This is a genomic window from Polluticoccus soli (assembly GCF_029269745.1).
GTDB classification, from domain to species: Bacteria; Bacteroidota; Bacteroidia; order Chitinophagales; family Chitinophagaceae; genus Polluticoccus; species Polluticoccus soli.
Genome location: NZ_JARJHT010000002.1, coordinates 689,368 through 714,257 on the forward strand (window position 1 = coordinate 689,368; position 24,890 = coordinate 714,257).

27 protein-coding genes are annotated in these 24,890 nt (G+C 46.3%); 9 read left to right on the forward strand and 18 right to left on the reverse strand.

Annotated elements, in window-relative coordinates; genetic code table 11:
* Positions 1 to 14: 14 nt before the first annotated feature.
* Both P2W83_RS13740 and miaB read right to left on the reverse strand, forming a co-directional pair.
* Positions 15 to 1,271: a sigma-54 interaction domain-containing protein gene (locus tag P2W83_RS13740; RefSeq protein ID WP_276134320.1), complete on the reverse strand. Its 1,257-nt coding sequence runs from the start codon at positions 1,269 to 1,271 to the stop codon at positions 15 to 17.
* 31 nt (positions 1,272 to 1,302) lie between these two features.
* The gene (gene miaB / locus P2W83_RS13745) at positions 1,303 to 2,727 is read right to left on the reverse strand and encodes a tRNA (N6-isopentenyl adenosine(37)-C2)-methylthiotransferase MiaB (RefSeq protein WP_276134321.1); all 1,425 of its coding nucleotides are present in this window, start codon (positions 2,725 to 2,727) and stop codon (positions 1,303 to 1,305) included.
* A gap of 203 nt (positions 2,728 to 2,930) precedes the next feature.
* Here miaB and hxpB point away from each other — a divergent pair, with 203 nt between their 5' ends.
* Entirely contained in the window at positions 2,931 to 3,587 is a 657-nt protein-coding gene (gene hxpB, locus P2W83_RS13750; RefSeq protein WP_276134322.1) for a hexitol phosphatase HxpB, read from the forward strand.
* Here hxpB and P2W83_RS13755 read toward each other — a convergent pair.
* Entirely contained in the window at positions 3,579 to 4,070 is a 492-nt protein-coding gene (locus P2W83_RS13755) for an anti-sigma factor family protein (RefSeq protein ID WP_276134323.1), read from the reverse strand. The genes hxpB and P2W83_RS13755 overlap by 9 nt on opposite strands.
* Positions 4,071 to 4,087: 17 nt before the next feature.
* Positions 4,088 to 4,663 (reverse strand): RNA polymerase sigma factor, encoded by a 576-nt coding sequence (locus P2W83_RS13760; RefSeq protein WP_276134324.1) that lies wholly within the window; start codon positions 4,661 to 4,663, stop codon positions 4,088 to 4,090.
* Between the two features lie 132 nt (positions 4,664 to 4,795).
* Between P2W83_RS13760 and P2W83_RS13765 the strand changes: the two genes are divergently transcribed.
* Positions 4,796 to 5,212: a DUF6249 domain-containing protein gene (locus P2W83_RS13765; RefSeq protein WP_338090253.1), complete on the forward strand. Its 417-nt coding sequence runs from the start codon at positions 4,796 to 4,798 to the stop codon at positions 5,210 to 5,212.
* A gap of 35 nt (positions 5,213 to 5,247) precedes the next feature.
* Here the strand turns inward: P2W83_RS13765 and P2W83_RS13770 are convergent, their stop codons facing one another.
* The 5 genes from P2W83_RS13770 to P2W83_RS13790 are packed head-to-tail and all read right to left on the reverse strand — an operon-like array spanning position 5,248 to position 9,105.
* The gene (locus tag P2W83_RS13770) at positions 5,248 to 5,814 is read right to left on the reverse strand and encodes a DUF1572 domain-containing protein (protein WP_276134326.1); all 567 of its coding nucleotides are present in this window, start codon (positions 5,812 to 5,814) and stop codon (positions 5,248 to 5,250) included.
* A gap of 1 nt (position 5,815) precedes the next feature.
* Positions 5,816 to 6,601 carry a PhzF family phenazine biosynthesis protein gene (locus P2W83_RS13775; RefSeq protein WP_276134327.1) on the reverse strand — a complete coding sequence of 262 codons (786 nt, stop codon included), beginning with the start codon at positions 6,599 to 6,601 and terminating at the stop codon, positions 5,816 to 5,818.
* 12 nt (positions 6,602 to 6,613) lie between these two features.
* A complete protein-coding gene (locus tag P2W83_RS13780) occupies positions 6,614 to 7,078 on the reverse strand; it encodes a GNAT family N-acetyltransferase (RefSeq protein ID WP_276134328.1) in 465 nt (154 codons plus the stop codon).
* A gap of 2 nt (positions 7,079 to 7,080) precedes the next feature.
* Positions 7,081 to 8,130 carry a branched-chain amino acid aminotransferase gene (locus P2W83_RS13785; RefSeq protein ID WP_276134329.1) on the reverse strand — a complete coding sequence of 350 codons (1,050 nt, stop codon included), beginning with the start codon at positions 8,128 to 8,130 and terminating at the stop codon, positions 7,081 to 7,083.
* A 12-nt stretch (positions 8,131 to 8,142) separates the two neighbouring features.
* Entirely contained in the window at positions 8,143 to 9,105 is a 963-nt protein-coding gene (locus tag P2W83_RS13790) for a DMT family transporter (RefSeq protein ID WP_276134330.1), read from the reverse strand.
* 105 nt (positions 9,106 to 9,210) lie between these two features.
* Here P2W83_RS13790 and P2W83_RS13795 point away from each other — a divergent pair, with 105 nt between their 5' ends.
* Complete coding sequence (locus P2W83_RS13795) at positions 9,211 to 10,647, forward strand: aminotransferase-like domain-containing protein (RefSeq protein ID WP_276134331.1); 1,437 nt, start codon at positions 9,211 to 9,213, stop codon at positions 10,645 to 10,647.
* A 39-nt stretch (positions 10,648 to 10,686) separates the two neighbouring features.
* On the opposite strand, the gene P2W83_RS13800 is transcribed toward P2W83_RS13795, so the two are convergent.
* The gene (locus tag P2W83_RS13800) at positions 10,687 to 12,651 is read right to left on the reverse strand and encodes a PAS domain-containing sensor histidine kinase (RefSeq protein WP_276134332.1); all 1,965 of its coding nucleotides are present in this window, start codon (positions 12,649 to 12,651) and stop codon (positions 10,687 to 10,689) included.
* A 124-nt stretch (positions 12,652 to 12,775) separates the two neighbouring features.
* Between P2W83_RS13800 and P2W83_RS13805 the strand changes: the two genes are divergently transcribed.
* A complete protein-coding gene (locus P2W83_RS13805; RefSeq protein WP_276134333.1) occupies positions 12,776 to 13,714 on the forward strand; it encodes an ROK family protein in 939 nt (312 codons plus the stop codon).
* Between the two features lie 51 nt (positions 13,715 to 13,765).
* On the opposite strand, the gene P2W83_RS13810 is transcribed toward P2W83_RS13805, so the two are convergent.
* Positions 13,766 to 15,193 (reverse strand): DUF6600 domain-containing protein, encoded by a 1,428-nt coding sequence (locus tag P2W83_RS13810; protein ID WP_276134334.1) that lies wholly within the window; start codon positions 15,191 to 15,193, stop codon positions 13,766 to 13,768.
* A 125-nt stretch (positions 15,194 to 15,318) separates the two neighbouring features.
* Complete coding sequence (locus P2W83_RS13815) at positions 15,319 to 16,050, reverse strand: hypothetical protein (RefSeq protein WP_276134335.1); 732 nt, start codon at positions 16,048 to 16,050, stop codon at positions 15,319 to 15,321.
* 98 nt (positions 16,051 to 16,148) lie between these two features.
* Here P2W83_RS13815 and P2W83_RS13820 point away from each other — a divergent pair, with 98 nt between their 5' ends.
* From P2W83_RS13820 to P2W83_RS13830, 3 genes are all read left to right on the forward strand, one after another.
* A complete protein-coding gene (locus tag P2W83_RS13820; RefSeq protein WP_276134336.1) occupies positions 16,149 to 16,550 on the forward strand; it encodes a hypothetical protein in 402 nt (133 codons plus the stop codon).
* 102 nt (positions 16,551 to 16,652) lie between these two features.
* A complete protein-coding gene (locus tag P2W83_RS13825) occupies positions 16,653 to 17,294 on the forward strand; it encodes a Crp/Fnr family transcriptional regulator (protein WP_276134337.1) in 642 nt (213 codons plus the stop codon).
* Between the two features lie 143 nt (positions 17,295 to 17,437).
* Positions 17,438 to 17,710 carry a DUF4242 domain-containing protein gene (locus P2W83_RS13830; protein ID WP_276134338.1) on the forward strand — a complete coding sequence of 91 codons (273 nt, stop codon included), beginning with the start codon at positions 17,438 to 17,440 and terminating at the stop codon, positions 17,708 to 17,710.
* 45 nt (positions 17,711 to 17,755) lie between these two features.
* On the opposite strand, the gene P2W83_RS13835 is transcribed toward P2W83_RS13830, so the two are convergent.
* Positions 17,756 to 18,412, reverse strand: a complete 657-nt coding sequence (locus tag P2W83_RS13835) for a M949_RS01915 family surface polysaccharide biosynthesis protein (RefSeq protein WP_276134339.1) — start codon at positions 18,410 to 18,412, stop codon at positions 17,756 to 17,758.
* Positions 18,413 to 18,523: 111 nt separating this feature from the next.
* Between P2W83_RS13835 and P2W83_RS13840 the strand changes: the two genes are divergently transcribed.
* Positions 18,524 to 19,120 carry a TMEM175 family protein gene (locus P2W83_RS13840; protein ID WP_276134340.1) on the forward strand — a complete coding sequence of 199 codons (597 nt, stop codon included), beginning with the start codon at positions 18,524 to 18,526 and terminating at the stop codon, positions 19,118 to 19,120.
* 12 nt (positions 19,121 to 19,132) lie between these two features.
* Here the strand turns inward: P2W83_RS13840 and P2W83_RS13845 are convergent, their stop codons facing one another.
* From P2W83_RS13845 to P2W83_RS13860, 4 genes are all read right to left on the reverse strand, one after another.
* Positions 19,133 to 20,533: a hypothetical protein gene (locus P2W83_RS13845; RefSeq protein WP_276134341.1), complete on the reverse strand. Its 1,401-nt coding sequence runs from the start codon at positions 20,531 to 20,533 to the stop codon at positions 19,133 to 19,135.
* 29 nt (positions 20,534 to 20,562) lie between these two features.
* Positions 20,563 to 21,066, reverse strand: coding sequence for an SRPBCC family protein (locus P2W83_RS13850; RefSeq protein WP_276134342.1), 504 nt, complete (start codon positions 21,064 to 21,066; stop codon positions 20,563 to 20,565).
* Positions 21,063 to 21,386 carry an ArsR/SmtB family transcription factor gene (locus P2W83_RS13855; RefSeq protein WP_276134343.1) on the reverse strand — a complete coding sequence of 108 codons (324 nt, stop codon included), beginning with the start codon at positions 21,384 to 21,386 and terminating at the stop codon, positions 21,063 to 21,065. The genes P2W83_RS13850 and P2W83_RS13855 overlap by 4 nt, the downstream gene beginning before the upstream one ends.
* A 137-nt stretch (positions 21,387 to 21,523) precedes the next feature.
* On the reverse strand, positions 21,524 to 22,507 hold the full coding sequence (locus P2W83_RS13860) for a helix-turn-helix transcriptional regulator (protein ID WP_276134344.1): 984 nt from the start codon (positions 22,505 to 22,507) through the stop codon (positions 21,524 to 21,526).
* A gap of 82 nt (positions 22,508 to 22,589) precedes the next feature.
* Between P2W83_RS13860 and P2W83_RS13865 the strand changes: the two genes are divergently transcribed.
* On the forward strand, positions 22,590 to 23,351 hold the full coding sequence (locus P2W83_RS13865; protein ID WP_276134345.1) for a cupin domain-containing protein: 762 nt from the start codon (positions 22,590 to 22,592) through the stop codon (positions 23,349 to 23,351).
* A 74-nt stretch (positions 23,352 to 23,425) separates the two neighbouring features.
* Here P2W83_RS13865 and P2W83_RS13870 read toward each other — a convergent pair whose 3' ends face one another.
* Positions 23,426 to 24,778 carry a patatin-like phospholipase family protein gene (locus P2W83_RS13870; protein ID WP_276134346.1) on the reverse strand — a complete coding sequence of 451 codons (1,353 nt, stop codon included), beginning with the start codon at positions 24,776 to 24,778 and terminating at the stop codon, positions 23,426 to 23,428.
* Positions 24,779 to 24,890 lie beyond the last annotated feature (112 nt).

Below are 24,890 nucleotides of genomic sequence, written 5' to 3' on the forward strand. Positions count from 1 at the left end.
AAATAGAAACGCAATTACTCTTTAATATCGTATTCTTTGATCTTCCGGTACAGTGTCCTTTCTGAAATACCCAGCTCGTTGGCAGCATCGCGGCGGCGGCCACGGTGCTTTTTCAGGGCTTTCATGATGAATTCTTTCTCCCTGTCGGCCAACATCAGTGATTCTTCTACATCTTCATGAATATCGACATGATCGTTGGGTTGAAGCAGGATAGGAGCATTGGGATTATAAGGTGCGGCTGCTACAACGGGAACCGGTTCGCTATTGGTTGCTGTGTAAGCAGGCAGCATGGTATCATTGCCAGGTTGTGCAGGGAAATGTCCCTGGTGGTGCGCCAGTTCAAAGAACATGGACTTCAGGTCGTTCATGTCCTTCTTCAAGTCGAAGAACAGCTTGTAAAGAATATCACGTTCAGTATTGCTCGCGAAATCCTTTCCTGTTGCAACAGGACTACCGGCAGGTGCCATCAGGGCCAGGCTGCGGCCACCATCCTTTTGTGGTAGCGATCTTTGCAGTGTTTCGACAGAGATCACTTTATCTGTGCTCAATACCGATATCTGTTCCGCTATATTTTTCAGCTCGCGCACATTACCTGGCCATGGATAGGATAGAAGCAATTGTTGCGCAGATGCATCGAGTTGTACTGATTGTGTTTTGTAGCGTTCGGCAAAGTCGGTAGAGAATTTGCGGAACAATAGTGGAATATCTTCGGGCCTGTCGCGAAGGGCAGGTACGCGAATAGGAACAGTGCTCAAACGGTAGTAAAGATCCTCGCGGAACTTGCCTTGTTGCGTGTATTCCAACAGGTCTTTATTCGTTGCCGCTATGACACGAACGTCTGTTTTCTGAACCTTCGAAGAACCTACGCGGATGAACTCACCGGTTTCCAGTACGCGCAGCAAACGGGCTTGCGTGCCTACAGGCATTTCGCCTATTTCATCCAGGAAAATGGTACCGCCATTAACGGTCTCGAAATAACCTTTACGACTATCAACCGCGCCGGTAAACGATCCTTTTTCGTGACCAAACAGCTCACTATCGATAGTGCCTTCGGGTATCGCACCGCAGTTAACGGCTATAAAAGGATTGTGCTTGCGCGACGATAATGCGTGTATGATATTGGCAAAGGCCTCTTTACCCACACCGCTTTCACCGGCTATCAATACCGACAGGTCCGTAGAAGCTACCTGTGCAGCAGTATTGAGTGCATGGTTGAGGGCAGGCGAATTACCTATAATGCCAAACCTATTCTTAATGCTCTGAAGATCCATAAAACCTGCCCCTGTCGGGCGACAATTTTAATTAGTTAACAGAAACTATTTCACCCAGCAGGGTAGCACCCGTTGTCGAGGTGATCTTCACATTCACATAGTCACCTTTATTCAGTTTGTAGTCGCCTTTCGGGAATACAACCACTTTGTTTTGGCTGTTGCGGCCACTCCAGTTGAGCTCGCTACGTTTGCTCTGACCTTCTATCAACACTTCGAACGACTTGCCGATGTCGGCATTATGGTTCTTTTTCGTATGGCTGTTCTGCAGCGAAATGATCTCTTCCAATCTTCTTTTCTTCACTTCTTCTGGCACATCGTCTTCATAGCGGCGCTCTGCCAGCGTGCCGGGGCGTTCGCTGTAAGAGAACATGTATGCCATATCGAAACCGCACTGATCCATCAGGCTCAAAGTATCCTGGTGCTCTTCTTCTGTTTCTGTACAGAAGCCGCTGATCACATCGGTGCTCAGCGCACAATCAGGCATGATCTCCATAATGCGTTTTACCTTGGCCAGGTACCATTCGCGGGTATAAGTACGGTTCATCAGCTGCAGTACGCGTGTGTTGCCACTCTGTACAGGCAGGTGTATGTATTTGCAGATGTTATCGTATTTGGCCATGGTGTGCAGCACATCATCCGTAATGTCTTTCGGGTGCGATGTGCTGAAACGGATCCTGAGTTTAGGAGAGATGAGTGCTACCATTTCCATCAGTTTGGCAAAGGTCACTGCATCTTCCAGGTTCTCTGGAGCATAGTGGTAGCTGTCCACGTTTTGACCCAGCAATGTCACCTCACGGTAGCCGCGTTCAAACAAGTCACGGCACTCAGCTACGATGCTCACCGCATCACGGCTGCGCTCGCGACCACGGGTAAATGGTACCACGCAGAAAGAGCACATATTGTTGCAACCACGCATGATGCTCACGAAAGCCGTCACGCCATTGCTGTCAAGACGAACGGGCGATATATCCGCATACGTTTCCTCGCGGCTCAGCAGCACATTCACAGTTTTCTGACCGCCTTCTGCTTCAGCTACCAGGCCGGGCAGGCTACGGTAGGCGTCCGGACCTACTACTATATCTACCAGTTTCTCTTCCTCAAGAAATTTTGCTTTCAGGCGCTCCGCCATACAACCCAGCACGCCAATCAGCATGCCCGGGTTTTGGTCCTTCACCTTGCGGAATGCTTGAAGTCGGTTACGCACTGTTTGCTCAGCCTTTTCACGGATGGAGCAGGTATTGAGCAACACCAAATTGGCCTCCTCAAAATTGCGGGTAGCGCCAAAGCCTTGTTCATTTAATATAGAAGCTACTATCTCACTATCGCTGAAATTCATCTGACAGCCATAGCTTTCTATATAGAATTTCTTACTGTATTGGTTTGGGTCGCCCTGGAAAGGTGCATATGCCTCTCCCTGGCGGTTTTCTTCTACTACTTTCTGCAGGGTCTCTGCCATAATTTCCGATTCTGTGTCTGCAAAGGTAGGGGAATAGGAGCTGAATTTGAAGCTAAAATGCAGATAAACAATGGAAAAACGTGATGTATGGATAGACCGGTAAAAACTCAAACATGACACCATGGCTTTCAGTAGCTTAAGTCCACGGTTTTAGATAATCTGGTCCGCGCAACGGATATTTGCGGTCAAAATCAGGGCAGGATATGATCAATACGGTATTATATGATATGGACGGGTTGTTGCTGGACACCGAGCCGCTTTGGGGTGAAAGCATGCTGCGTATAGCCGCAAAACATAAGATACCCATCGGTCCGGACAGGTTCAAGGAAACTACCGGTCTGCGCATATATGAGGTTACAGAATATTGGTCCGTAAAATACCCATGGAATGGAAGCACCTCAGTAGAAGTGGCTGAGGAGATACTGGATGATATCATCGACGCTTCGAAAAGAGCGGGCAGAGTACTTCCAGGTGTTATTCAGTCGCTCGAGCTTTTGAAGAATAATGGTTTTAAGATAGGACTCGCATCGTCATCGCCTGCTCGTATGATACATGCCCTGGTAGATCATTTCGGGATCACTGATTATTTCGACTGCATTTCATCGGCAGACGTGGTCGAACTCGGTAAGCCACACCCAGGGGTATTCATGCACTGCGCGAAAGCCATGGGTTCAAGTCCGCTGCAGTGCGTGGTGCTGGAAGACTCGGTGAACGGTATGATAGCCGGAAAAGCAGCGCGAATGAAAGTGATCGTTGTCCCGGATGTTATTCATTTCGACGATCCACGCTTTGCGTTGGCTGACGCGAAACTGAGCTCGCTTGAGGATTTTGACCTGGATGTGCTGAAAAGGTTATACTAGATGTTTCTGTTCCTGCCTTCTACGGAGAACCCTGTCCAGGACTGCTAATGCAAGGAGGATATTGATGAACATCACTGCGGTTAGGACATCGCTATTGAAGTACTTATTAAAGCCACAAGCGTTCGAAACGTGAGCGTTTGGAGCATTGATAGCTACCACTGAAAATATAATGGCAGCACCGATCAACACCAGGAAGAAAGCAGCGATCCCTTTTATTACCCAGTTATTAAGATAACGTACCGTTGTGCTCGCTACATGTGCGGTCGCTATGCTATCCATAACATTCGCTGTAAAACGCATTGAGGGGTGGTGTTCTTCCAACTCCTGTAACTCGCTTTGTAACGCCTTCAGCTCAGCAAATTTCTTCCGCCATACCTCGTTCGACGATATTAGCTGCTCCACACGTTGCTTTTCCGCTTCACTACAGGCGTTATCCAGGTATTCCCAGATCTGTAACTCAATATCTTCCATCTGCTGTTGCATAGCTACTACTAATTTAATCATTTCAACGCTACCGCATCGGCAGGGTAGTATTGTTCTAATATGTTTTTAAGTCTCTGCCGGGCACGAAACAAACGCACTTTTACGTTGTTTGGTGTCTGTCCCGTTATTGTCGCTATTTCTTCCAGCGATTGCTCTGCCTGGTAAAACAAGGTGAGTATTTCCGCATCCTGTTTATCCAGCCGGCTCATAGCTTTATCCAATAGGTTTCGGGTTGAATTGGTATTGATCTTGTCAGATGCCTTTTCTGCTGCCAGCAAGGTATTCTCAATCGCCGGATGAGCATCTACTGACACCATCATTGTTTTTCTTTTTCTCAAATGGGACAGGCAAGTGTGGTGCGCGATGGCATAAAGCCAGGTGCTGAATTTGCTCTTGCCATTAAAGCCCGCGAGCGACCGGTAGGCTTTCATAAATACATCCTGCGCAATCTCTTCTGCTTCTTCACGGTTCTCTACATAACGCATGGAAATCGTGAATACAAAATGCTGGTAACGGTCAACCAGTACCGAAAAGGGCTTTTGATCCCCATTCAGTACCAGGCTAATGATATCAGTATCCTGTAAGTGCTGCATTATAGGTAGTAGACGCAAGAAAGTTAATGCAGGTTACAGGAAAATTTTATTTTCTTTGGTTGTAACCTGTTTACTTTCCAGGTAGTCATAGTTTGTGTAAACAGTTTATTGAACAATTTTTAAACATACAATATGACACCTGCAACAGAAGTTTTGGTTCCTATCTTTATTTGTTTGGGCCTTTTTGCCCTGATATTCGGAGTGGTTTACCTAAAAAGCCGGGAAAATATGGCCCTGATAGAACGTGGGATGAATCCGAAAGAAGGTATTGCGCAGCCTAAACCATTTATCAACCTAAAATACGGCATGTTGCTTTTGGGTGCAGGACTTGGTTTGTTCGTGGCTTACTTAGTGGATGTCGTTTGGCTTGGGCATAAAGTGATCATGGAGCGTGGAAGTGAGTCTAATGTGCATTGGAGCAGTATTAACGACACCCGCGAACCTCTTATCTATTTCGCACTGGTGGCTATTGGAGGCGGATTAGGCCTGATCTTGTCGTACCGGATCGAAAAAAGGCAATGGCTGGATAAACAAGCACTCAGCAGATAAAAGTAAAAGCCCCGCTGTTTCCGGCGGGGCTTTTGTTATTTGTTCAGCAGGTCGTCTGTAAAATGACGCGTGCCTTTCTCTTGCGAGAACTTATCTGCATTATAATCTTTCGACTTGTGACGTGGTATAGACAGACTTTTCCAGCCTTCATTACGACACATCTTGCCGATATACACTATCTGTCCAACGTGGTAGCAATAGTGCGCTATTTGTCGATTGGTAGCTTCTAATATTGTATGACCTTCGTTACGGATATATACGATGCGGTTGATGTCTTCGTCGGTTATGCTATCCAATGCATCGAACAGGCATTTCCAGCCGATATCCCACGCCTGCATCACTGACTCGCGTGTATTCCAGTTGTTCTCAAATTCGCCATCGCGGTTGCGCCATTCCTTTTCTCCGTCACTGGTCAGAAAATCAGTCCAGCGGCTGAGCATGTTGCCGTGAAGGTGTTTTACTATAGTGGCCACACTGTTGCTTTCTTCGTTGGGCTGCCAGAATAGTTCTTCGTCTTTCATCTGCGCCATTGCCCCTTCGCCCAGTTGCTTGTAGTACAAGAATTGGCGTTTGGCGCTTTTCAGGTATTCGATAGTTGCCATACTAGTTTGTATTGATCAAAATGTCGGCTATAGAATAGGTTACTGCGTTTCCGGAAATCTTGACGCGATCACCAACAAGCTCACAGAATAATTTTCCTCCTCTTGCAGAAAGCTGGAGGCAGGAAAATTTCTCTTTTCCCAGCTTGCTTGCCCAATAAGGCGCGAGGCTGGTGTGCGCTGAACCGGTTACCGGGTCTTCGTCAATGCCGGACTGTGGTGCAAAAAACCTTGATACGAAATCAATGGTATCCCCGGGTGCGGTAACAATTACTCCTCGTCCATCAAGCTTTGCCAACACCCTAAAATCGGGATCGAGCTGCTCTATTTCGCTTTGGCTGCTGTAAACTGCCATATAATCTGTCTTTCCTCTGTATACTTCTGTCGGGACTTGCGACAGGGCATCCGTCAGCGCTAGTGGTACATTCGATACCTTCTCAATTTTGTCCACTGGAAAATCCAGTGTCAGGTTCGCGCTTTTTAAAACAATTAGCTGTCCGCTGCGCGAATCAAATACGATCTTATTTCCCTGGTACCTTTCGTGATTGAACAATACATGGGCTGATGCCAAGGTGGCATGGCCGCACAGATCCACTTCCACAGCTGGCGTAAACCATCTGATGTGGAAACCATCAGTTACCGGTGTTAAAAAAGCGGTCTCAGCGAGATTGTTCTCCGCCGCGATGCGCTGCATCATTTTATCGGGCAGCCATTTGTCTAAAATACAGACAGCTGCAGGGTTGCCAGAAAAAAGTTCGTCGGTAAATGCATCAACTATGTACTGTTTCATTTATACAGTTTTTTATTTACACGCATTTTGAGTATCACCGTAAATGATCGGCCGGCTGATCTCCATATAGCGTTCTGAGATGACCATGGGTGTGAAGCCGAATTTAGCGTAGAGCCCATGTGCATCCAGTGTCGCTAGCATTACTTTCCTTAACCCCTGGACCCATGCCTGTTCCATAAGTACTTCCATCATCTTCCTGCTCAGGCCCTGCCCACGGTGTTCTTCTTCCACATAGACATCAGCCAGGTAAGCGAAAGTCGTATAATCGGTTATTAACCTTCCGTAGCCGATCTGTCTGTTGTCAATCAGGATTCCGATACAGTAAGAATTATCAAAGGCTCTTTTTACCAGCTCATACGGAATGTTCTTCGACCAATATGATTCTTCCGACAGCCATTTGTGTATGGCTTCCGGCTGAAGCTGCGTTTTGTCCGTGGTAATTATATAACCTTGGTATTCTACTGTTATGGTTCCCATGCTTACAAAATATAGTTCCAGTTATGTTTGTCCGGACCGATACCCCTGCGAATGCTGTACAGCGCATTCTGCAGCTTGTTCATGATCGCATCGTCGCCAAGGTAGCAAGGGTAGTGGTTGCCGTTGATACCGATGGTTTCGATAGGTGCTACTACTGCCGCAGTACCTACGCCAAAGGCTTCCACTCTTTTACCTGCTATCAGCGCGTCTTCTATTTCCTTCCACTTAATGCGTCTCACATCAACAGGGATATTATTATCCTTAGCTAAAGTTAATAAAGAATCGCGTGTCACACCATCAAGTATTGTACCTGATAATGGAGGCGTAACAATGGTTCCGTCTATAGCAAACATCACATTCATTGTGCCTGACTCTTCTATATATTCATTGGTTTTGCTGTCTGTCCATATCACCTGGTCGTATCCGGCTTCGCGGGCCAGTTGCGTAGGATAGAACGAACCGCCATAGTTACCACCGCACTTAGCAAATCCAGTTCCACCGTCTGCTGCACGCACGTGGTCGGTTTCAACCTTCACCTTAAGTGGTTTCGCGTAGTATTGATATGCCGGTGTACAGACGATCATAAATATGTACTTATCGGCAACCTTTACACCAAGTCTTTCCTCGGAGGCTATCATAAATGGACGCAGGTACAGCGAACCATCAGCTTCTTTGGGCAGCCAAGCAGCATCGAGTTGCACAAGCTGGTGCAACGCTTCGATGAATAGTCCTTTCGGAACTTCAGGCATACACATCCTGGCCAGCGATTTCATAAAACGGTTGTAATGTTTCTCGGGACGGAAGATGTTGATCTTTCCATTCTGCATCTGGAAAGCTTTCATTCCTTCAAAGACTGTTTGCCCATAGTGAAGACAAAGTGCAAACGGACTCATTGTCAGATCTGCAAAAGGAACGATGCGGCTATTGTGCCACTGACCATCATAGTATTCGGCAATGAACATGTGCTCCGTTGGCTGCTGGCCAAACGGGATCGATCTTGTTTCTTTCACCTGCCTTTCTTTCTGAGGCAGAATCGAAATTGCGTATTCCATAACTCTTCGTTTTTATTTTGAGCCTGTTGTTACAGGCGTTGGTAAAACTTCTTTCGCTCTCTCTTTTTCTCTACGGGCTGCCAGGTGTTTGCGGATGTATCCACGGTTTACCATATATACACCTGTCATGATAGCAGCAAATGACAGGGCTGTATACCATGTGAGTTGCTCATCTAATATGAGATAGCCAAGTATCACTGCTACCAGTGGATTGACGTAAGCATAAGTCGCAACAAGACCAACAGGTAATTCTTTTAGCGCATACATGTAGGCAGTGTATGCCGCCACCGATCCGAATATGATTAGATATAGTAACGACCAAAATGCCCCGGCGTGCCATGTGAAGACGTTTTCATAACTGTCGAATGCAGGACTTGCAATCAACAGGAAGATGCCGCCAAACATTAACTGCAATCCTGAGTTGAAGACCGGGTTGGTAGGAAACTGGTGTCGCTTGTTGATTACACTACCTAATGACCAGCTTGATGTGGCGCATAAAAGGCCAAGCATTCCTAGTAAGTATTGTGTATTGGCCAGATCTGCGATGTTATCTCTGAATATCAAGGCTACTCCGCTAAAACCTACCAGCGTGCCCAATAGAATAGATGGATTAGGTCGCTCACCTTTGGCAGACGCAAGGTTGATCATTACAGTAATGATCGGCATTAGCGAACATATCAGTGCGGCTACACCGCTGGGGACATATTTCTCCGCCCATGTCACCAGGCCATTACCTACAGTTATCAGCAAAAAGCCCACAAGCGCCTGGTGTTTGATGCTGGCCCACGATAGATCCACTTTCTTAGCCATGGCGAGTCCAAGAGCCATGATGATCAGTGCAGATATCACCTGGCGCACACCCGCAAAGAGAAACGCAGGGTAGTGCTCTACACCCAGCCTTATGAACAGGTAGGTAGTACCCCAAACAATACAGATGAAAACCAATGCTATGTATGCTTTCGTGTGCTTCGCCATTACAACAGACTATAATTCGTTCAAATTCTTTGTCAAAATTCTAAGTATTTCGTGAAACAAAACAGATACAATTTTCGTAATTTCGACCAGAACAGTTTTTTTAACATGAAGACCACATCCAAGGCAAAAAACGATCACCTCTATCTAAATATTGCGGACAATATTGAAAAACAGATAATGGATAAGGTGTTGAACATAGGAGATAAGCTGCCTTCCGTACGCTTGCTTAGTAAGCAGCAGGGGGTGAGCATGAGTACCACTTTACAGGCATATTATCATCTTGAGGGCAAAGGTTTGGTTGAGTCGCGGCCACAGTCTGGTTATTATGTTCGGTTTAATCCATCGCGCTTTCCGCAGAAGATAGAAAAGAGTAACCCGCGCTTGTCCACGAAGAATAAGAACGTAGAAGCTATCATATCTGAAGTGTACGACGATTTTGAGATGCCGGGCATGGTGAAATTTTCATTAAGTGTTCCAGCGCCAGAGATACTGCCTTTGGCAAAGTTAAATAAGGCTCTGATACAAGCTACCAGGGAGCTTCCTGCCAATGGCACTTCATATGAACGGGTACAGGGAAGCGAACAATTAAGGCGGCAGATCGCGCGCTGGTCGGCGCAGTGGGGCCGGCTGCAGCCCGATGATTTGGTAACTACTGCGGGTTGTATGAATGCCATATCGTATTGCCTGATGGCGTTGACGAAACCGGGAGATACTATTGCAGTGGAAAGCCCGGTGTATTTTGGTACTCTTCGTTTTGCCCAAAGTATAGGTCTCAAAGTAATTGAATTGCCTACCGATCCAGACACCGGTGTTGATCCCGATGATGTGAAAAAGGCACTGCAAAAACATAATATCAAAGCTTGTTTCTTTGTCACGAACTTCAGCAACCCGCTCGGTTACTGTATGCCCGACGAGCAGAAAATGGCGCTTGTAAAACTCTTGTCCAAACACGGCGTTCCATTGATCGAAGACGACCTGTATGGAGACGTTTATTTCGGTACACAACGTCCGAAACCATGTAAAAGCTTTGATGAAGAGGGTAATGTGCTTTGGTGTGGTTCTGTCTCCAAGACACTGGCTCCCGGCTATAGGGTAGGCTGGGTAGCGCCAGGCAAATATATCGACAAGGTGAAACGTCTTAAACTGTATCATAGCATTACGTCGGCCACTACGCACCAGGCTGCTATTGCTAATTTTCTGGCTACTGGCAGGTATGAACACCATTTGCGCAAACTGAGGCAGACACTGCATTCCAACAGCCTGCAGTTTATACGTTCCATTGGCGAGAACTTTCCTGAGGTCACAAAAGTTACCAATCCAAAGGGCGGATTTATACTATGGTTGGAGTTGGCAAAACATATCGATACTTACCAGCTTTATCAGGAAGCCATGCAACAGAAAATGAGCATTGCACCCGGTGCTATGTTTACGCTGCAAGAGCGATACCAGAACTGTATGCGCCTTAGCTATGGCATGCAATGGAAGCCAGAAGTAGAACGCGCCCTCAAGAAGCTGGGCGGACTGGTGAAGAGTATGAGTTAACATTGATAGCGGTTTATTGGTGGGACATCATTACTGGTCTTATTCGATCTGTTTTATCGGAAGTGTAATGGTGAAAGTTGCTCCAACGCCAGGCATACCTTCAGCAGTAATGTGCCCGTTGTAGCGTTCCACGATCTTCTTGCATAGCGCTAATCCAATACCAGTGCCTTCGTATTCATTCTGACTATGTAGGCGTTGGAACATCTGGAATATCTTTTCTGCATATTCGGGCTCGAAGCCAATACCGTTATCTTTTACCTGCAAATACAAGACATCGTTATTTTGTTCTCCGGTGATCTTAATTGCAGGCGCTATTTCCGGCTTGCGGTATTTTAGCGCATTGCTAATGAGATTTTGAAAGAGGTGTGACATGTCCGTGGAATCACATTCTATAACTCCCAGATCATTAGCAGTGATCTCTGCCCCGCTTTCTTTGATCACGGGGTCCAGGTCCTGTATCACATCCGCAACGATCTTGTTGAGATCTACCATTTCAAGGTGTTTGTTGTTGGGCGATACGCGGGAGTATGAAAGTATATCCTGTATCAGGTTGCTCATCCGCGCGGCGGCATTGTGGATCGCAGATAAATAGGACTGCCCGCTTTCGGGTAACAGCGCCTGATGTCTTTGAATAAGCAGGTCGCTAAATGTCTGGATCTTTCGCAAAGGTTCTTTCAGATCGTGAGACGCGAGCCATGCATATTGTTCCAGCTCTTCGTTTTGCTTTTCAAGCTGCTGTTGCTTAATTGACAACTGCTTCTGGTGTTCCTTTTCAATAGTAATGTCCCTAAGGAAAGCAATAAAGTTCCATTTACTACTAACCCGCATACGCGAAATAGTAATGGCGATATCGATCTCACCTTTAGTTTTATGTAATCCCGTCACCTCAACAGTTTTATAGAGGATCGTTGATTCGCCTGTTGTTAGCAGACGCCGCATCCCATTCAGGTGCGCTTCACGATAGGCTTTGGGTATAATGACCTCGGGTAGCAACCTATCCAGTACTTCGTTCGCTTTCCAGCCAAATAGTTGTTCTGCCATTGGGTTCCATAAAAGTATTTCACTCCTTTCGTTGATCACTATAATGGCGTCTGGAGCGGATGTTATGATCTGCTCGATATTATTTTTCTGCTCCTCGATCCGTTCGGTATAGAAGGCAAGTTTTTGTTCATATTCCAACCGCCCGGTAATGTTTCGCAGTATGCCCCGGGTAAAAACGGGTGTATCACCTTCAAATTTGCAGTTTATTGAGGCTTCAGTTACAATTATGCTTTTATCTTTAGCCACCAGGGATACAAGTATCCGTTCAGCGGGTTGATGGCCGGATATAATACGCTCCCTGTAATGCTTTAGTTGGGCTACATCTTTTTCCATAACATGGTCATAGATTGACGCTCCTTTGATATCTTCCTCACTATACCCAAGTGTTTCCCTCCATGCTTTATTTACATACCATATTTCGCCATTGGGCGCGCATATGTGAATGAGATCGGTAGCATTATCAAAAAGGTCTTTATAGCGTTCTTCGGTTTCCAGTAGCTTCTTTTTGTCTTCAAGCTGAATACTTTCTAATGTGCCCAGAGCAAGCTTTTGTACTTTGTGGTAATATTTTTCAAGCTCGAGGACGATGTCAACACTTTTTTGAGCCCGGTCCAAATAGTCTGGCAAAAATGACAGGAAGGACATTTTCTGGGCTGCATAGCCCATTAAAATGTCATTAAGGGAAATGTCGGTTTTGTTGAGACTATGTGGAAGCTGGTTGTGGCGCCACTGCGCAAGGCCATTTTCTATCTCCGCCATGCTGCCGGTCTCAATGCCGGTCAAAAATTTAATAAGACCGTCTGTCGTTATTTCAAGCAGCTTGTCCTCACCGAGTGGTTCCAGCAGTTTAAGCAATGGCACCTTCAGGTCACGCATAGCTTTCAACTCTGCACGGGCAAAATCGTGCAGCCTTTCATTTTTTACAAATGCAGCAAACTGTTGAAGCTCAGTGTTATGTTTCACCCGACCTATTGTATTAAACTGTGCAAGAAAAGTATGCCAGTGGCATCACCGGATTTGTTTCCACCATAAAGGAACAATATTATTGTTAACTAGTTTTACTAAACTTGTACAAACGGCAGACACAATGAACCAACCACTGGCATTAGGAATTGATATAGGCGGTACTAACACATCGTACGGAGTTGTAGACAGGAGAGGGCGCATACTGGCCAAAGGAAGTATGGCCACTAAAGGTGGTAGCGTACTGGAATATATTGACAACCTGAAAGGCGAGGTGAATAAGGTGATGGATGAAGCGGGTAGGGAGAACGTAATTGCTGCTGGGGTTGGCGCACCTAATGCCAATTTCTTCACTGGCGAAATAGCATATGCCGCCAACCTGCCCTGGGAAGGGGTGATACCGTTAGCTAAACTGATCGGTGAGGCCTTACACCTGAAAGTGACGATCACCAACGATGCCAATGCAGCTGCACTGGGTGAAATGATGTATGGCGCTGCTAAAGGTATGAAAGACTTCATCCTGGTGACGCTGGGCACTGGTGTGGGTAGTGGCTTCGTAGCGAATGGAGAGCTCATCTATGGTCATGATGGGTTTGCTGGTGAATTAGGTCATGTAATAGCTGTACGCGACGGCCGTAAATGTGGTTGCGGCAGGAACGGCTGCCTGGAACGTTACAGCTCAGCTACAGGCATTGTTATAACAGCCGAGGAGTGGCTACAGGATCGTCAAGATGAAAGCATCCTGCGCGATCACCAGGGTAAACTCTCAGCCAAACTGATACACGAAGCCGCCGAAAAAGGCGATAAACTGGCCCTGGAGATATTTGACTACACAGCCAAAATATTAGGGCAAGCCCTGGCTGATGCCGTGGCCATCACCTCTCCTCAAGCCATCATATTCTTTGGTGGACTGGCTAAATCCGGTCCTCTATTATTTAATCCTGTTCGCAAGTACCTGGAGGAGAATGTTCTCCGGGTGTTCAAGAACAAGATCATGCTGGTTCAATCAGACCTTCCTGATTCTGATGCGGCCATACTTGGTGCCTCAGCGTTGGTCTGGTAATAAAACACAAAACCGGACAAAAGTCCGGTTCTGCTGGTTTATTAGGGGTTACTATCGCCTTCCTCTGCTCTCGCCGCCGCCGCGGTTCATACTTTGATTTTGCTGCGGCTGACTTCTTTCCATCCGTTGTGTATTCCCGTTGCCACCACCTCGCTCGTACACGCGTTGTGGCTGTTGTGGTTGTGGCTGTGCCTGTTGGTAGCGTTGCTGCCTGCGTGCTTCGATCTGCTGCTGTTGTTGTGCACGTTGTTCGACCGCTCTTTGTTGCTGCACGCGTGCCTGCGCTTCGTTCTGGCGCTGCTGCATTGCCAACTCCCGGTTACGGTTCGAGCGCTCCTGCTGTACCTGCATATCACGTTGCTGGCGTTCTGCCATCTCCCGGTTACGGTTCGAGCGCTCTTGCTGCATTTGCATCTCACGTTGTTGACGTTCTGCCACCTCCTGATTACGGTTTGAACGTTCCTGCTGCATTTGTGCATCTCGTTGCTGCTGCGCAGCTACGCCACGGTTCCTGCGTTCCTGCACCTGGTCGTTACGCTGTTGTTCTACCTGTGCATCGCGCTGGCGTGCATTGCTGATCGCATTTTGGTCATTACCGCGACGGTTGCGTGCTTCCTGCACTGCGCCGTTTTGTTGTCCGGCATTGTCGCGCCTCATTTCATTCATGTCACGGTTGCCACGGTCTGCACGTACCAGGTTTTGCGGGCGGGCATTGCCACCAAGGTCTTGCCTCACGTCAGGACGATACACATTAAGGTTGCGACCATCGATACGGGCGCGGCCCGGATTGTTGTCGTTGCGCACATTGTAGACATTTACACGTTGTCCGGTTGTACGTTCTATGTCATTGCGGCGCGGGCCGGTAACATAGGTGTTGTTGTTGTACACGTACGTGTTATTAATGATGGTGGTGTTGTTGATGTACGTGTTATTGTACTGCGCACCTCTCCAATACCTTCCATAGCCACCACGATGGTATATCTGGTTGCAAGGCACAAATGTCCACCAGTCGTTTGGTGGATAATAACCACCGCCACCGATGTTTATATTAATGTTCACGCCCGGTCCCATTGGCGCCCAACCATAGTTGCTACCGCCACCGCGCCAGTGTACCCATGCCGGTCCCCACGTAGTACCCGGCACCCAAAGCCATCCGTAAAACGGACTGTAAGCCCAACGTCCGTAGTGGAACGGCGCCCAACCCCACGGATAGTCTGATACCCATGTGTTGCCATAATCGGTCATTGCCCAGTTACCCCCACTATAATAGGGGCGAAAGTCGCGGCCTACACCTCGCGGTGACCATACGTAGCCATTGTCAGGGTCATCGATCCACTGTCCGTATGGCGACAGCTGATCGTAAAACATTTGGAAGGAAACCGATACCCCCGGTTGCGCAGTCGCTTTTTTCACCGGTGCTGCCACCATCATTAGAATGGCCAACAGCAAACTGCTTCCCCACATTAAGGATCTACTCATCTCTGTTTTGTTTAAATTGGTCTGTAACAAGTAATTGATTAGACGCTGCGTCTTTCGAATAGTTAAACCAAACCAGAGTCCCGATTTTCACAAGAAAATGTTAAAGGGAACCTAAATGCCTGTTATTACTGCTTTTTTACATAGGAAGTGCGGTCATTGTCAAGATTTTCTTTATAGGTCAGGTAGTGCGGTAGTGCGGTGTCAAAATACCGTTCGAGGCCTAAAAAATTGTTGTCTAAGGTGGTTTTGTTGTCGCTTTTAAGTGATTTTTTCAGATTGGCGACGTTGTTTGGAAAGCGCTTTGGCATTGGGTTTGAGCTTAAATTTATTACAGTTTGTTGTCGTTTTTGCAGCGCCACAGCTTTTTCGTCAGCTTTTGAATTTGTTGAAGTATTGTGCGTGAGCCGTGCGAACTGGCGCTCAATAGTTGCCCAGCGGTCGTAGCTGTTCGCAAGTTTGAAGTCGAGGAAAATTAAGTCGAGCAGGGTTCCGTGCGAAATGTCTTGTTGGACAGTAACAGCCTTGCCATTAACTATAAAACGGCGGTCTTTCTTCATTTCGCCATGTACCAGCGCGCATATCGTTGTGCGGATGTGGTGGCGGCGGGCGTGTAAAGCTTTCTCGCGAACGAGCGCTTGTTGCATGGCGAGTTTGTTTGCTTCTTCTCTCTGCTGGTCCAGTAAGGGTTGTATGCGGTGACGAATGTGGGAATAGCTGTTTAAACGGATGCCGCCGACGCGGGCAGATGTTTTGCTTGCCTTGGGATATGCTGCGCGGTAGGCTTTGGTAGCATCTCCGTGGCGGAGCATACAGCGGATAAAGACCTCGTGCTGAGGCTTCCAATAGGGTTGTTTCATGGTGTTGACGGTTTAACGTCTATAGCAAATTTACGAATAATATGCTATGTTTGGTGTGTTGTTAGAGTGTAAAACCGCAGCAAAATTGAAAGAGAATAATGAAGTATCGACTATTAATTTTTTCGCTTGGCCTTTTTGCTCTGGCGAGTTGTCAAGTTGACGCGCCCAAGTATAATTTGGGCAAGGGCTTTTATGTTACCTATGTTGATCTTGCGAGGCTACGGGGTGTTTACTATCAAAAACAAAACGTAAATGGCAATGTCAGTGTTAAATCCGTAACATTCAATGATAGTTTGATTTTGGTAACCGGTTATCGATTTACCCGAAATGGTAACCCAGACACTTCTGTTCAGGTTTATTATGGTATCGTCAAGGACATTTATAGACAGCATCCTGATCAAACCTACAGTGATGGCTATCTTGATATCAACGAATTACAATTTAGAGAGTTGTCATCAAGACTGAGGAAATCCAGTTCAAAGGAATGGACTGAATGGTAATACGGATCTGCGCGGCACAGGATAATGCCGCTAAACCTTTAGTTGGTAGTTGGTCGAAACAGAATATTAATTAAAAATATATTTTGTACATTAATGACTGTTATGCGCGAAACACCCAGTTTACAATCGGTCTATGCATCGGTATTTGAGCCTGCTCTGCTACAGGAAATAGAGGATAAGTCTATGCTGATTACGGCCGCTGCCGGGCAGGAGATGATAAAGATGGGACAAAACATCCGGGTCGTTCCGCTGATGCTTAGCGGCACCTTAAAAGTCAGCCGGGTAAATGACGAGGGACAGGAATTGTTGTTGTACTATGTAAGGGGAGGACAGGGTTGTGCCATGACGTTTTCGTGCGGTATGATGTCGCAGTCGAGCCTGGTAAAGGGCGCTGTTGAAGAGGACCTGAGCATGCTGGTAGTGCCCGTGCCCATTATGGAAGAGTGGATGCTCAAATATCCCCTGTGGAAGAAATTTGTGATGTCTACCATCGTGAGCGAATTTGTAGATGTGATAAAAAGCATGGATGAGGTGACGTTCAAAAAAATGGACGACCGACTTGTTAATTATCTTAAAGGGAAATCGTTGATATCCGGATCTTCCCTGATCAATATAACCCACCAGCAAATAGCTGACGAACTGGGGACTAATCGTGTAGTGGTATCCCGCCTGCTGAAGAAACTCGAAACAGATAAAAAACTCCTGCTGTACCGCAACCAGATAAAGCTGCTGAAGGATATGTAACTTTTGTTACAGAGAAAAGTAACAATGTTACCGTTTTTGCCCTTCCGGTCATCGCATCTTTGTCTTGTCAAAAGGCAGTAAGCTTTATGACCGGGGACGCCGAAAACCGCGCAGAGTAGGCATAAAACCAAAATATCAGTGTTATGCCAAAGTATGTGATCGAACGCGAGATCCCCGGAGCTGGACAATTCACACCCCAAAAGCTGAAAGAAATATCGCAGGTGTCCAACAACGTATTAGTTACCCTCGGGTCTGAAATACAGTGGGTACACAGCTATGTTACAGGCAACAAAGTGTACTGCATCTACAACGCAGCCAACGAGGAGATAGTGCGCAAGCATGCCAGCCAGAGTGGTTTTCCAGCCGACGTGATCAATAGGGTTTCCGCGGTGATTGATACGGTGACTGCTGAATAAAGAAGTTCAAATTCAATGTTATAAAGCCGCTTTATGAGCGGTTTTTTATTGCCATGTCTCATCCAGGTGTTTAGCCCAAAGCTTCTTTGCATACTCCCTGAACTCTTTGGGGCCGTTGAGAAAGGCGGTGTCAAACGTATATTCTCCACCTTCGTACCTATCTTTTGACATTGGCACCCGGTTGCGGCCCCTGAGCGCATACTTCTTTTTCTCCTGGTACATAACGATCTTCATTTCCGCCGGACTTACATCTCCACTGCATGCCAATTTATACATCACCCAAACCTCTGCGATACCGTTGTGATCCAAGTCTGTTATCTGAAAAGCATCTTCAAAGAATTTTGCCCTTAGATCAAGCGGGCAATCTTTTACGAAGTCGTATACCTTCCATATCTGTTGTACCGACCCGTTTTTCAAAAGATAGCTCCCCGCTTCCAGTGTTGCGTCCCGATTATCGCCGTAGGCTAGCTTATGTTTGAATTCACCGGTTTCGCTAATGAATGTAATATTGTCGCCCAACCGGTCTCGCCAGCGAAACGCCGCTTTTGCTTGTCCGTGATAGCTTATTCCCTTTGGAAGATCTTTCACATTTATTTTTGAAGGGTTTAAGTTGCTCTGAGCACACGAGAAGAAGCTCATAAACTCCGGCACGAGGACAAGCACGAGATATACTGAGATATTAAAGATCGATTTCGTTTTCATCTCTAAAAATCCGAAAAAATATTGGCACCGACACTGCTTGATTTCTTTGAGAATGTCAAAGCTTCGAATTTCGAAAGCCCTTATCTATATTCACGGCAATAACCCGGCTATATGACCAAATCCCGACTCGAAGCTTTCAGCGATGGTGTTATCGCGATCATCATCACCATCATGGTGCTGGAGCTGAAGATACCGCACGAAGCAACACTACAGGCATTGTCTGAACTGTGGCCCATTTTCCTGAGCTACCTGCTCAGCTTTATTTTCGTGGCTATCTATTGGGGCAATCATCATCACCTGCTGCACACAGTGCATCACGTCACCAGTGGTATCATCTGGTCGAATATGGGGTTGCTATTCATGTTGTCGCTTATTCCTTTTACGACCGGCTGGATGGGCGAAAATCATTTTGCCAATACTACGATAGCAGTTTATAGTTTCAACTTGCTGCTTGCCGCCATTGCTTTCTACATTCTGCAGAAAACTATTATGGCACAGGTATCTAACCACAGCAAATTGGTAGTAGCACTGAAAAAACAGGAGGCAAAGGGTTTTGTATCTGTTGTATTGTACATTATCGCCGTTGTGGGTGGTTTATACTATCCTTTTATATCCGGCGTGGCTATCGGCATCACCACGATCCTATGGCTGATACCTGACAAGAGAATAGAGGCAGCGCTGAGTGAAGAGCGTGCTACGCACCAATAAAGACCATTAATATCAGTAATACTCTATTTCCCGCGTAAAGATGACGGCGGAGCCGCGCGTTTTCTTAATGACGTTTCCCTTTTTGTCGTAGTCTTCTTGCTCTGTTTCATCATCTATCGAACTGGTGCGTGATATTTCCCTTGTTTCGGAGCCGTTGTCTTCCTTATACAAATGGTAAGAAGTATATGCTACCTTTTTATTGAGGCTGTCATAGCTATATTCAATGACTGAACCAATACGCATTCCAGAATGTTCAGTGGAAGGGCTATAACCTTCAACATACTCCTTCTGTTCCTTCAGGTTGTTGTGATAATCGTAACTATAAAGTATTTTGATAGTAAACTGCTTCTCATCACCATACCAGTGTTTTATTTTGTAAGCCAATCCTTCAAATACCGCCTCCTCTATCTTGTTGCCTCTGTCGTCATATTTATAGTCGGTAATTTTAACTGACGTGTCCGGGTAGTCGGGAGACAAACGGACCTCCTGCTTCATTTCCTGCGTAGTATTGCCTTTAGTATCGTATCGGTAGCTGGTTATTTCCATCATCGTGTCCAGGTGTTCGTTGCCTGTAACCGACCGTTGAAATTCGTTTATCTCAATTGTATCCAGTTTTTCTGGTTCAAGGTAAATCGTAAATTTTTTCACAGCCCTTTCTGACACCCTGCCTTGAGCATCATATTTGTAATTGGTCATACTAGCAATTGTATCTCGATCATCATTACCAACTGACCTATAATACTCTCTCATTTTGACCGTCTCAGGGTCTTCTGGGTGTAGGTAAATCGTAAACCCCTTTGATATCATTTCCGACACCCGGCCTAAGTGATCATACTGGTAATTAGACAAAGAAATTCGAGAAGACTGTGGTCCCGTGAACCAATTTGACATCATGCCCCCATACCAGTCTATAAGGCGATGACAATTGTCGTCGATTGTGGAAACATACTGTTCTTGAATCATTTTTCCCGACAAGTCAAACTTGTAGGCAAAACCGTTGCATTTTATGTTGTCATTGCTGTAAAGACCTGTTTCGACAATATGTCCTCGTTCGTCGTACTTTGCACGCTCTTCTCCCATCAGCACATTGCTCTCGTTGTAAATGCCGTTTATCGCAAATCTTTTTACAGTATCTAGCGTCAGTACTTCTTTTACAACGTAGTCAGACACATTCATCGTAGCCGTTATTTTCTTCACATTTCCCTTTAAAGTATCTCCGCCAAATACCAGCTGTCCATACGAACGTATGTTAACGCACAGCAACAGGATAAAGGCTAGCAACCTGGAGCTTGAGCCGATGTAAATCTTTTTTGAAAGGTATGATAAAATGTAAACCTTGCTCATGATCATGCGCTTGTTTACGGCATGCTTAAAGATAGCTGAAAAAGAATCAGGATGCTCCTTTCGTAGCATCCTGAAATAGATAGCTGGTAATATCCGCCTTAATTCTTCAGGCGGTCCAACAATGCGTCCAGGTTTTCCAGAGCAGAGGTCAGACCTTCTTTCATACCCATGTTAATAACAGTTTCAAGATCGGCCAGGGAGTTGTAGGTGACAATGGTTTCTACAAGTGTATTCTCCCCAAGGTCTTTGAAACGGGCATCCCATGGAGCGCGTGGCAGCGTCGGATTTACTTCGCCATTCTCATCGCAGAAAGCGTCGAGGGCTTTATAGCTTTCCCTTGCGTTGACCTTAGTATAATCCATGCGTCCCCAGTATTGTTTTCCTTCGGGATCGATCATACAATACAGCCAGTAACCACCCTCACGGAAATCCATTGATTTGGTTTTTGTTGTGAAGGGGTGGGGCGCCCACCACTGGTCCAGCAGTTCGCTTTTGGTGTATGCATCCCACACCAGCTGGCGGCCGGCAGCAAATTCGCGTTTAACGGTAATGGTGTTTTTTTCTTTGTCGACGATGAAGTCGAATTGCAGTGTTGTTTTCATTGTTTTTGCTGTTTTTTGATTGTTGCTAATAAGTTGTCTAGTTGACTGAAACGCGTTTCCCAGATCTTGCGAAATTGTTCCAGCCATTTGTCGATCTGTTTCATTTTCTCGATCTCAAGGGTGTAATAAATTTCCCTGCCTTGCTGTTCCTGTTTCACCAGCTCACATTCGGTAAGTATGCGCAGGTGTTTTGAAACTGCCTGGCGGGTGATGTCAAAATGTTCGGCGATCGCGTTCGGTGTCATCGCCTGCAGTGCGATGAGTGTGATGATCGCTCTCCGGGTTGGGTCAGCTATGGCTTGAAAAACGTCTCGTCTCATTTGAAGCTAAATTATGAAACCTTTCGATTGCAAATATATGCGCAACTATTTGGTTGCGCAAAATATTTTTTACGTTACTGGTACGTTTTCAGTGTAAATCTGTGATTATGAGCAGGAAAAAAAATTCCAGGGCCTGGTTATGATCCTGTCAAGATCCTGTTCGGAGTATAGCCCAAACGCTTTTTGAACTCAGTTGAGAAACTGCCTACGTTGTGGTAGCCAATGAAGTAGGCGACCTCTGTAATATTCATTTCCTTTTTCTCCAGCAACGCTTTTGCTTTTTGCATCCTTAGCTGGAGAATGTAGCCGAAAACAGTGTTCTGGAAAAAGTGCTTAAAGCCTTTCTTCAGTTTGTATTCGTTCAATGCAAAACGTTGCGTGAGCTCTTTCAATGAAAGTTCGTCGAGATAGTGTTGATCGATGTAGTTCCTTACAGCATATAGCTTCTCCCTGTCGCCGATGCTCCATTCATCTTTTGCCGTTTGCACGGCATTAAGGTGCTCTATCTGCAGCGCAAACAGTTCCATCATCTTGCTTTCAATGAAGAGGTAGCGTGTAAGCCCCTGGAAGCTGCAGTTAGTAATGGTGTGTATCACCTCGGCAATTCGCGGCGACCAATCGAGATTGCCCGGATGTGCAAGAAAGTTCTGTTTGCGTTCAATGCTCTCCGCAATACCATCCAGTTGTTTTGAAGCTGCCGATTGCAATACAGACTTAAGATAACCGAGATTATAAGTGATAGTAAGTGCTGAGAACCCGCCGGGTTGTATGATATGGTTTCCAGCGAAACTAGTGTTGTATTGAATGCTATGGTTTTGCCTGCCGAATGTGACTGGGTTCTTAAACGACGAGAAGCGGGATTCCACATTTCCTTTCAGAATAAACACAGACTCTGCAGATTCTGATACATCAGGGTCTTTTAGCTGAAGCAGCCTTTGGGGATCTATCGTAAATCGGGTGAGCGTCAACTCGGGCGTGGCGATGACATGGGAGCTGCCGGCTGCAAGACCAGGTTCGCTGAATTGCATCACGGCTTCAGTATACCGCTCCCCTGAATGGATAACTGTATGCTCGTCGTGCGAAAAGACATCAGACCAATGGGCGCTTTCAATTTTATCCATTTTGCCTAAATCAAAATCCGTTTATCCTAAGTGATAGCGGGTGAGGTGATCGAATTTTGCGCAAAAATAATATTTAATCATTATGGATGCGAAAACAATGCCGCTAAAGAGCAGCAAATGGCTGAAAGTCTTATCAGTCTTATTTTACCCAACAGGTGTGGTAACGGTATGGAAAGGGAACAGGAAGTTCTGGCTGAAACTTTTGTACACTGTTATTGGTTTGCCTGTGTTCCTTGTCTTGTTCAGCTATTTCTCTATTGTCGTCTTCGGGGCATTTCTGCCACCGCTGGACCGCACCGTCGGCAACAGGACCGACAAGACTATAGTAAATGGCGAGGGTAATTACTCGGCTACCTTTGTGAAATCTGGTGCAGAGACCGGCGGTGCCTATGAACTCGTACAGGTTGAACTGGAGCCTTATGGAGGTAATGACTGGCATTACCACAAAACATTTGTAGAGGAGTTTACGGTGCTGGAAGGACAAGTGAAGATCGGCCACAACGGTAGTGAAGTGTTGCTGAACAAAGGCGAGACCACTAGAGCCGACAAAGAGGATATGCATTTCTTCAAAAATGCTACCGGAGAAAGAGCACAGTTGCTGGTGAAGATCACACCTGCTGCCGGACTGGAAAAAACATTGCGTGTAGCGTACGGATTGATCAATGATGGTCTGTTGAAGAATGAAATGACTAAGAACCCCTGGCACATGGCATTGCTGCTAGGGTATAGCGAGTCTTACCTTCCCTTCATGCCGGCGATGATACAGGAACCGCTGATCAATGCGCTGGCGAAGATCGCGCAGTGGAGGGGAGAGGATAAAAGCTTGTACAAGTACTTTAAGTGATCTGATCGCAATGTGCGAATAATAAAGCCGCTCAATGAGCGGCTTATAGTTGTGAAAATTTGGGCTGAAATATGTTATGCAAATTCGGCAGTCGCAGTTGGTTGCTGTGCACCAGTTTTTACCAACATAGGGCAATACAGTTTCACCTGCAGTTCAGCCAGGTTCTCGGCATGGGTTATCAGGCAACGTGTCTGGTCGGTCGAGAGACTGGTAAGATTGGTAGCAACGCTAGAAGCTATGGCAGTGTCTTTCTCATTCAGGTTACGGGCGTAGATAGCAGTATAGCCGACACGCTGTTTTAGGTGATCCGTGATCTCATTACGGTATTTATCGGGCGAGTCGATCCATGCCTGCTGAAAACCGTGCAGGTTGATCACTTCAGGCAAAATAGTTCCCTCGACCATGTTGCTTACAAACCCGCTGATGCAGCGGTCGAGGCTCCAGCCAAGAGAGAAATAGGAGATAGGCCTCGCACCGTTTTGGATGTTGTGATACAGGTTGGTTTGCATTTGCGAAGCTTTGATGCGGTACATGAACAGGTCAACGGTACGTATCAGCAAGGCTATTGTGTTGGGATATTTTTTATCGGCAAAAAATTTACCACCTGCGTCCGAAGTGATAATGATATCGCACTCGTAGCTGCTTTTATCTTGGGTCAGCTTCTGTATACCCTGGTTATCGTATACACCGCCGTCTACCAACACAGGCCGTGCGCGTTTGGCATCCTCAGGGTTTTCAAAGTAGCACTGGTCTATCTGTATGGGGCTAAATGCAAAAGGCACACAGCTGGAGGCCATAACTGCTCTTGCAACCGGGAAATTCTCGTTTTTGAAGCGCACCGGTGTTTCGTATTGCGGCTTTGTGGAATAGCCGGAGTCGGCCATTTTGCGCTGTGAGAACGTGAATGGTCTGCCTGTTTCCAGGTTCGAAGAGCCTATGGCTATTACCGGCTTGTCTTTGCAAAGTTGCGACAGAGTTTTGCCGTTAAAGAAAAACTTATCGTAGGCTTTTTCGATCACTTTGCTTACAGGGTATATCCTGTACTGGTGGCGCATCAAAATGAATACAAGTGCGCCAAGCACCAAAAACAATGCAGGAGCGTAGCTGGTAAAACTCAGCGCTACGGCAGCGCTAAGAAAAGCAATAATCAGTGCGGCGGTACCAATAAATACCTTTGACCGGAAGACGAAGCTGATGACGTTTTTAGTTTCCAGCTTTTTCTTCATTTCAGCATGAAAGCTTTTATAGTCTCCTTCGTGCAGGCACCAGGCTGCGCCCGTAATAGAGCCACCTGAAATAGTAGACATTACATCTACCTTGTCCAGAATGCCCATTTCATCGAGTTTGTTGAGAGTGCCTAGGTGAAAAGCTGAGGCCCGATAGCCACCTCCCGATAATGATAGTCCGATCTTACGTTGATCTTGCATGGCGAATTGTGTTGAAGTGTGAGTAAATATGATAGTTCCCTTATAATTACATGGTGTTCAAATTTAGCGAATGCTATCAGTGTCGTCAAGAGGATAATGGTAAAATAACAAA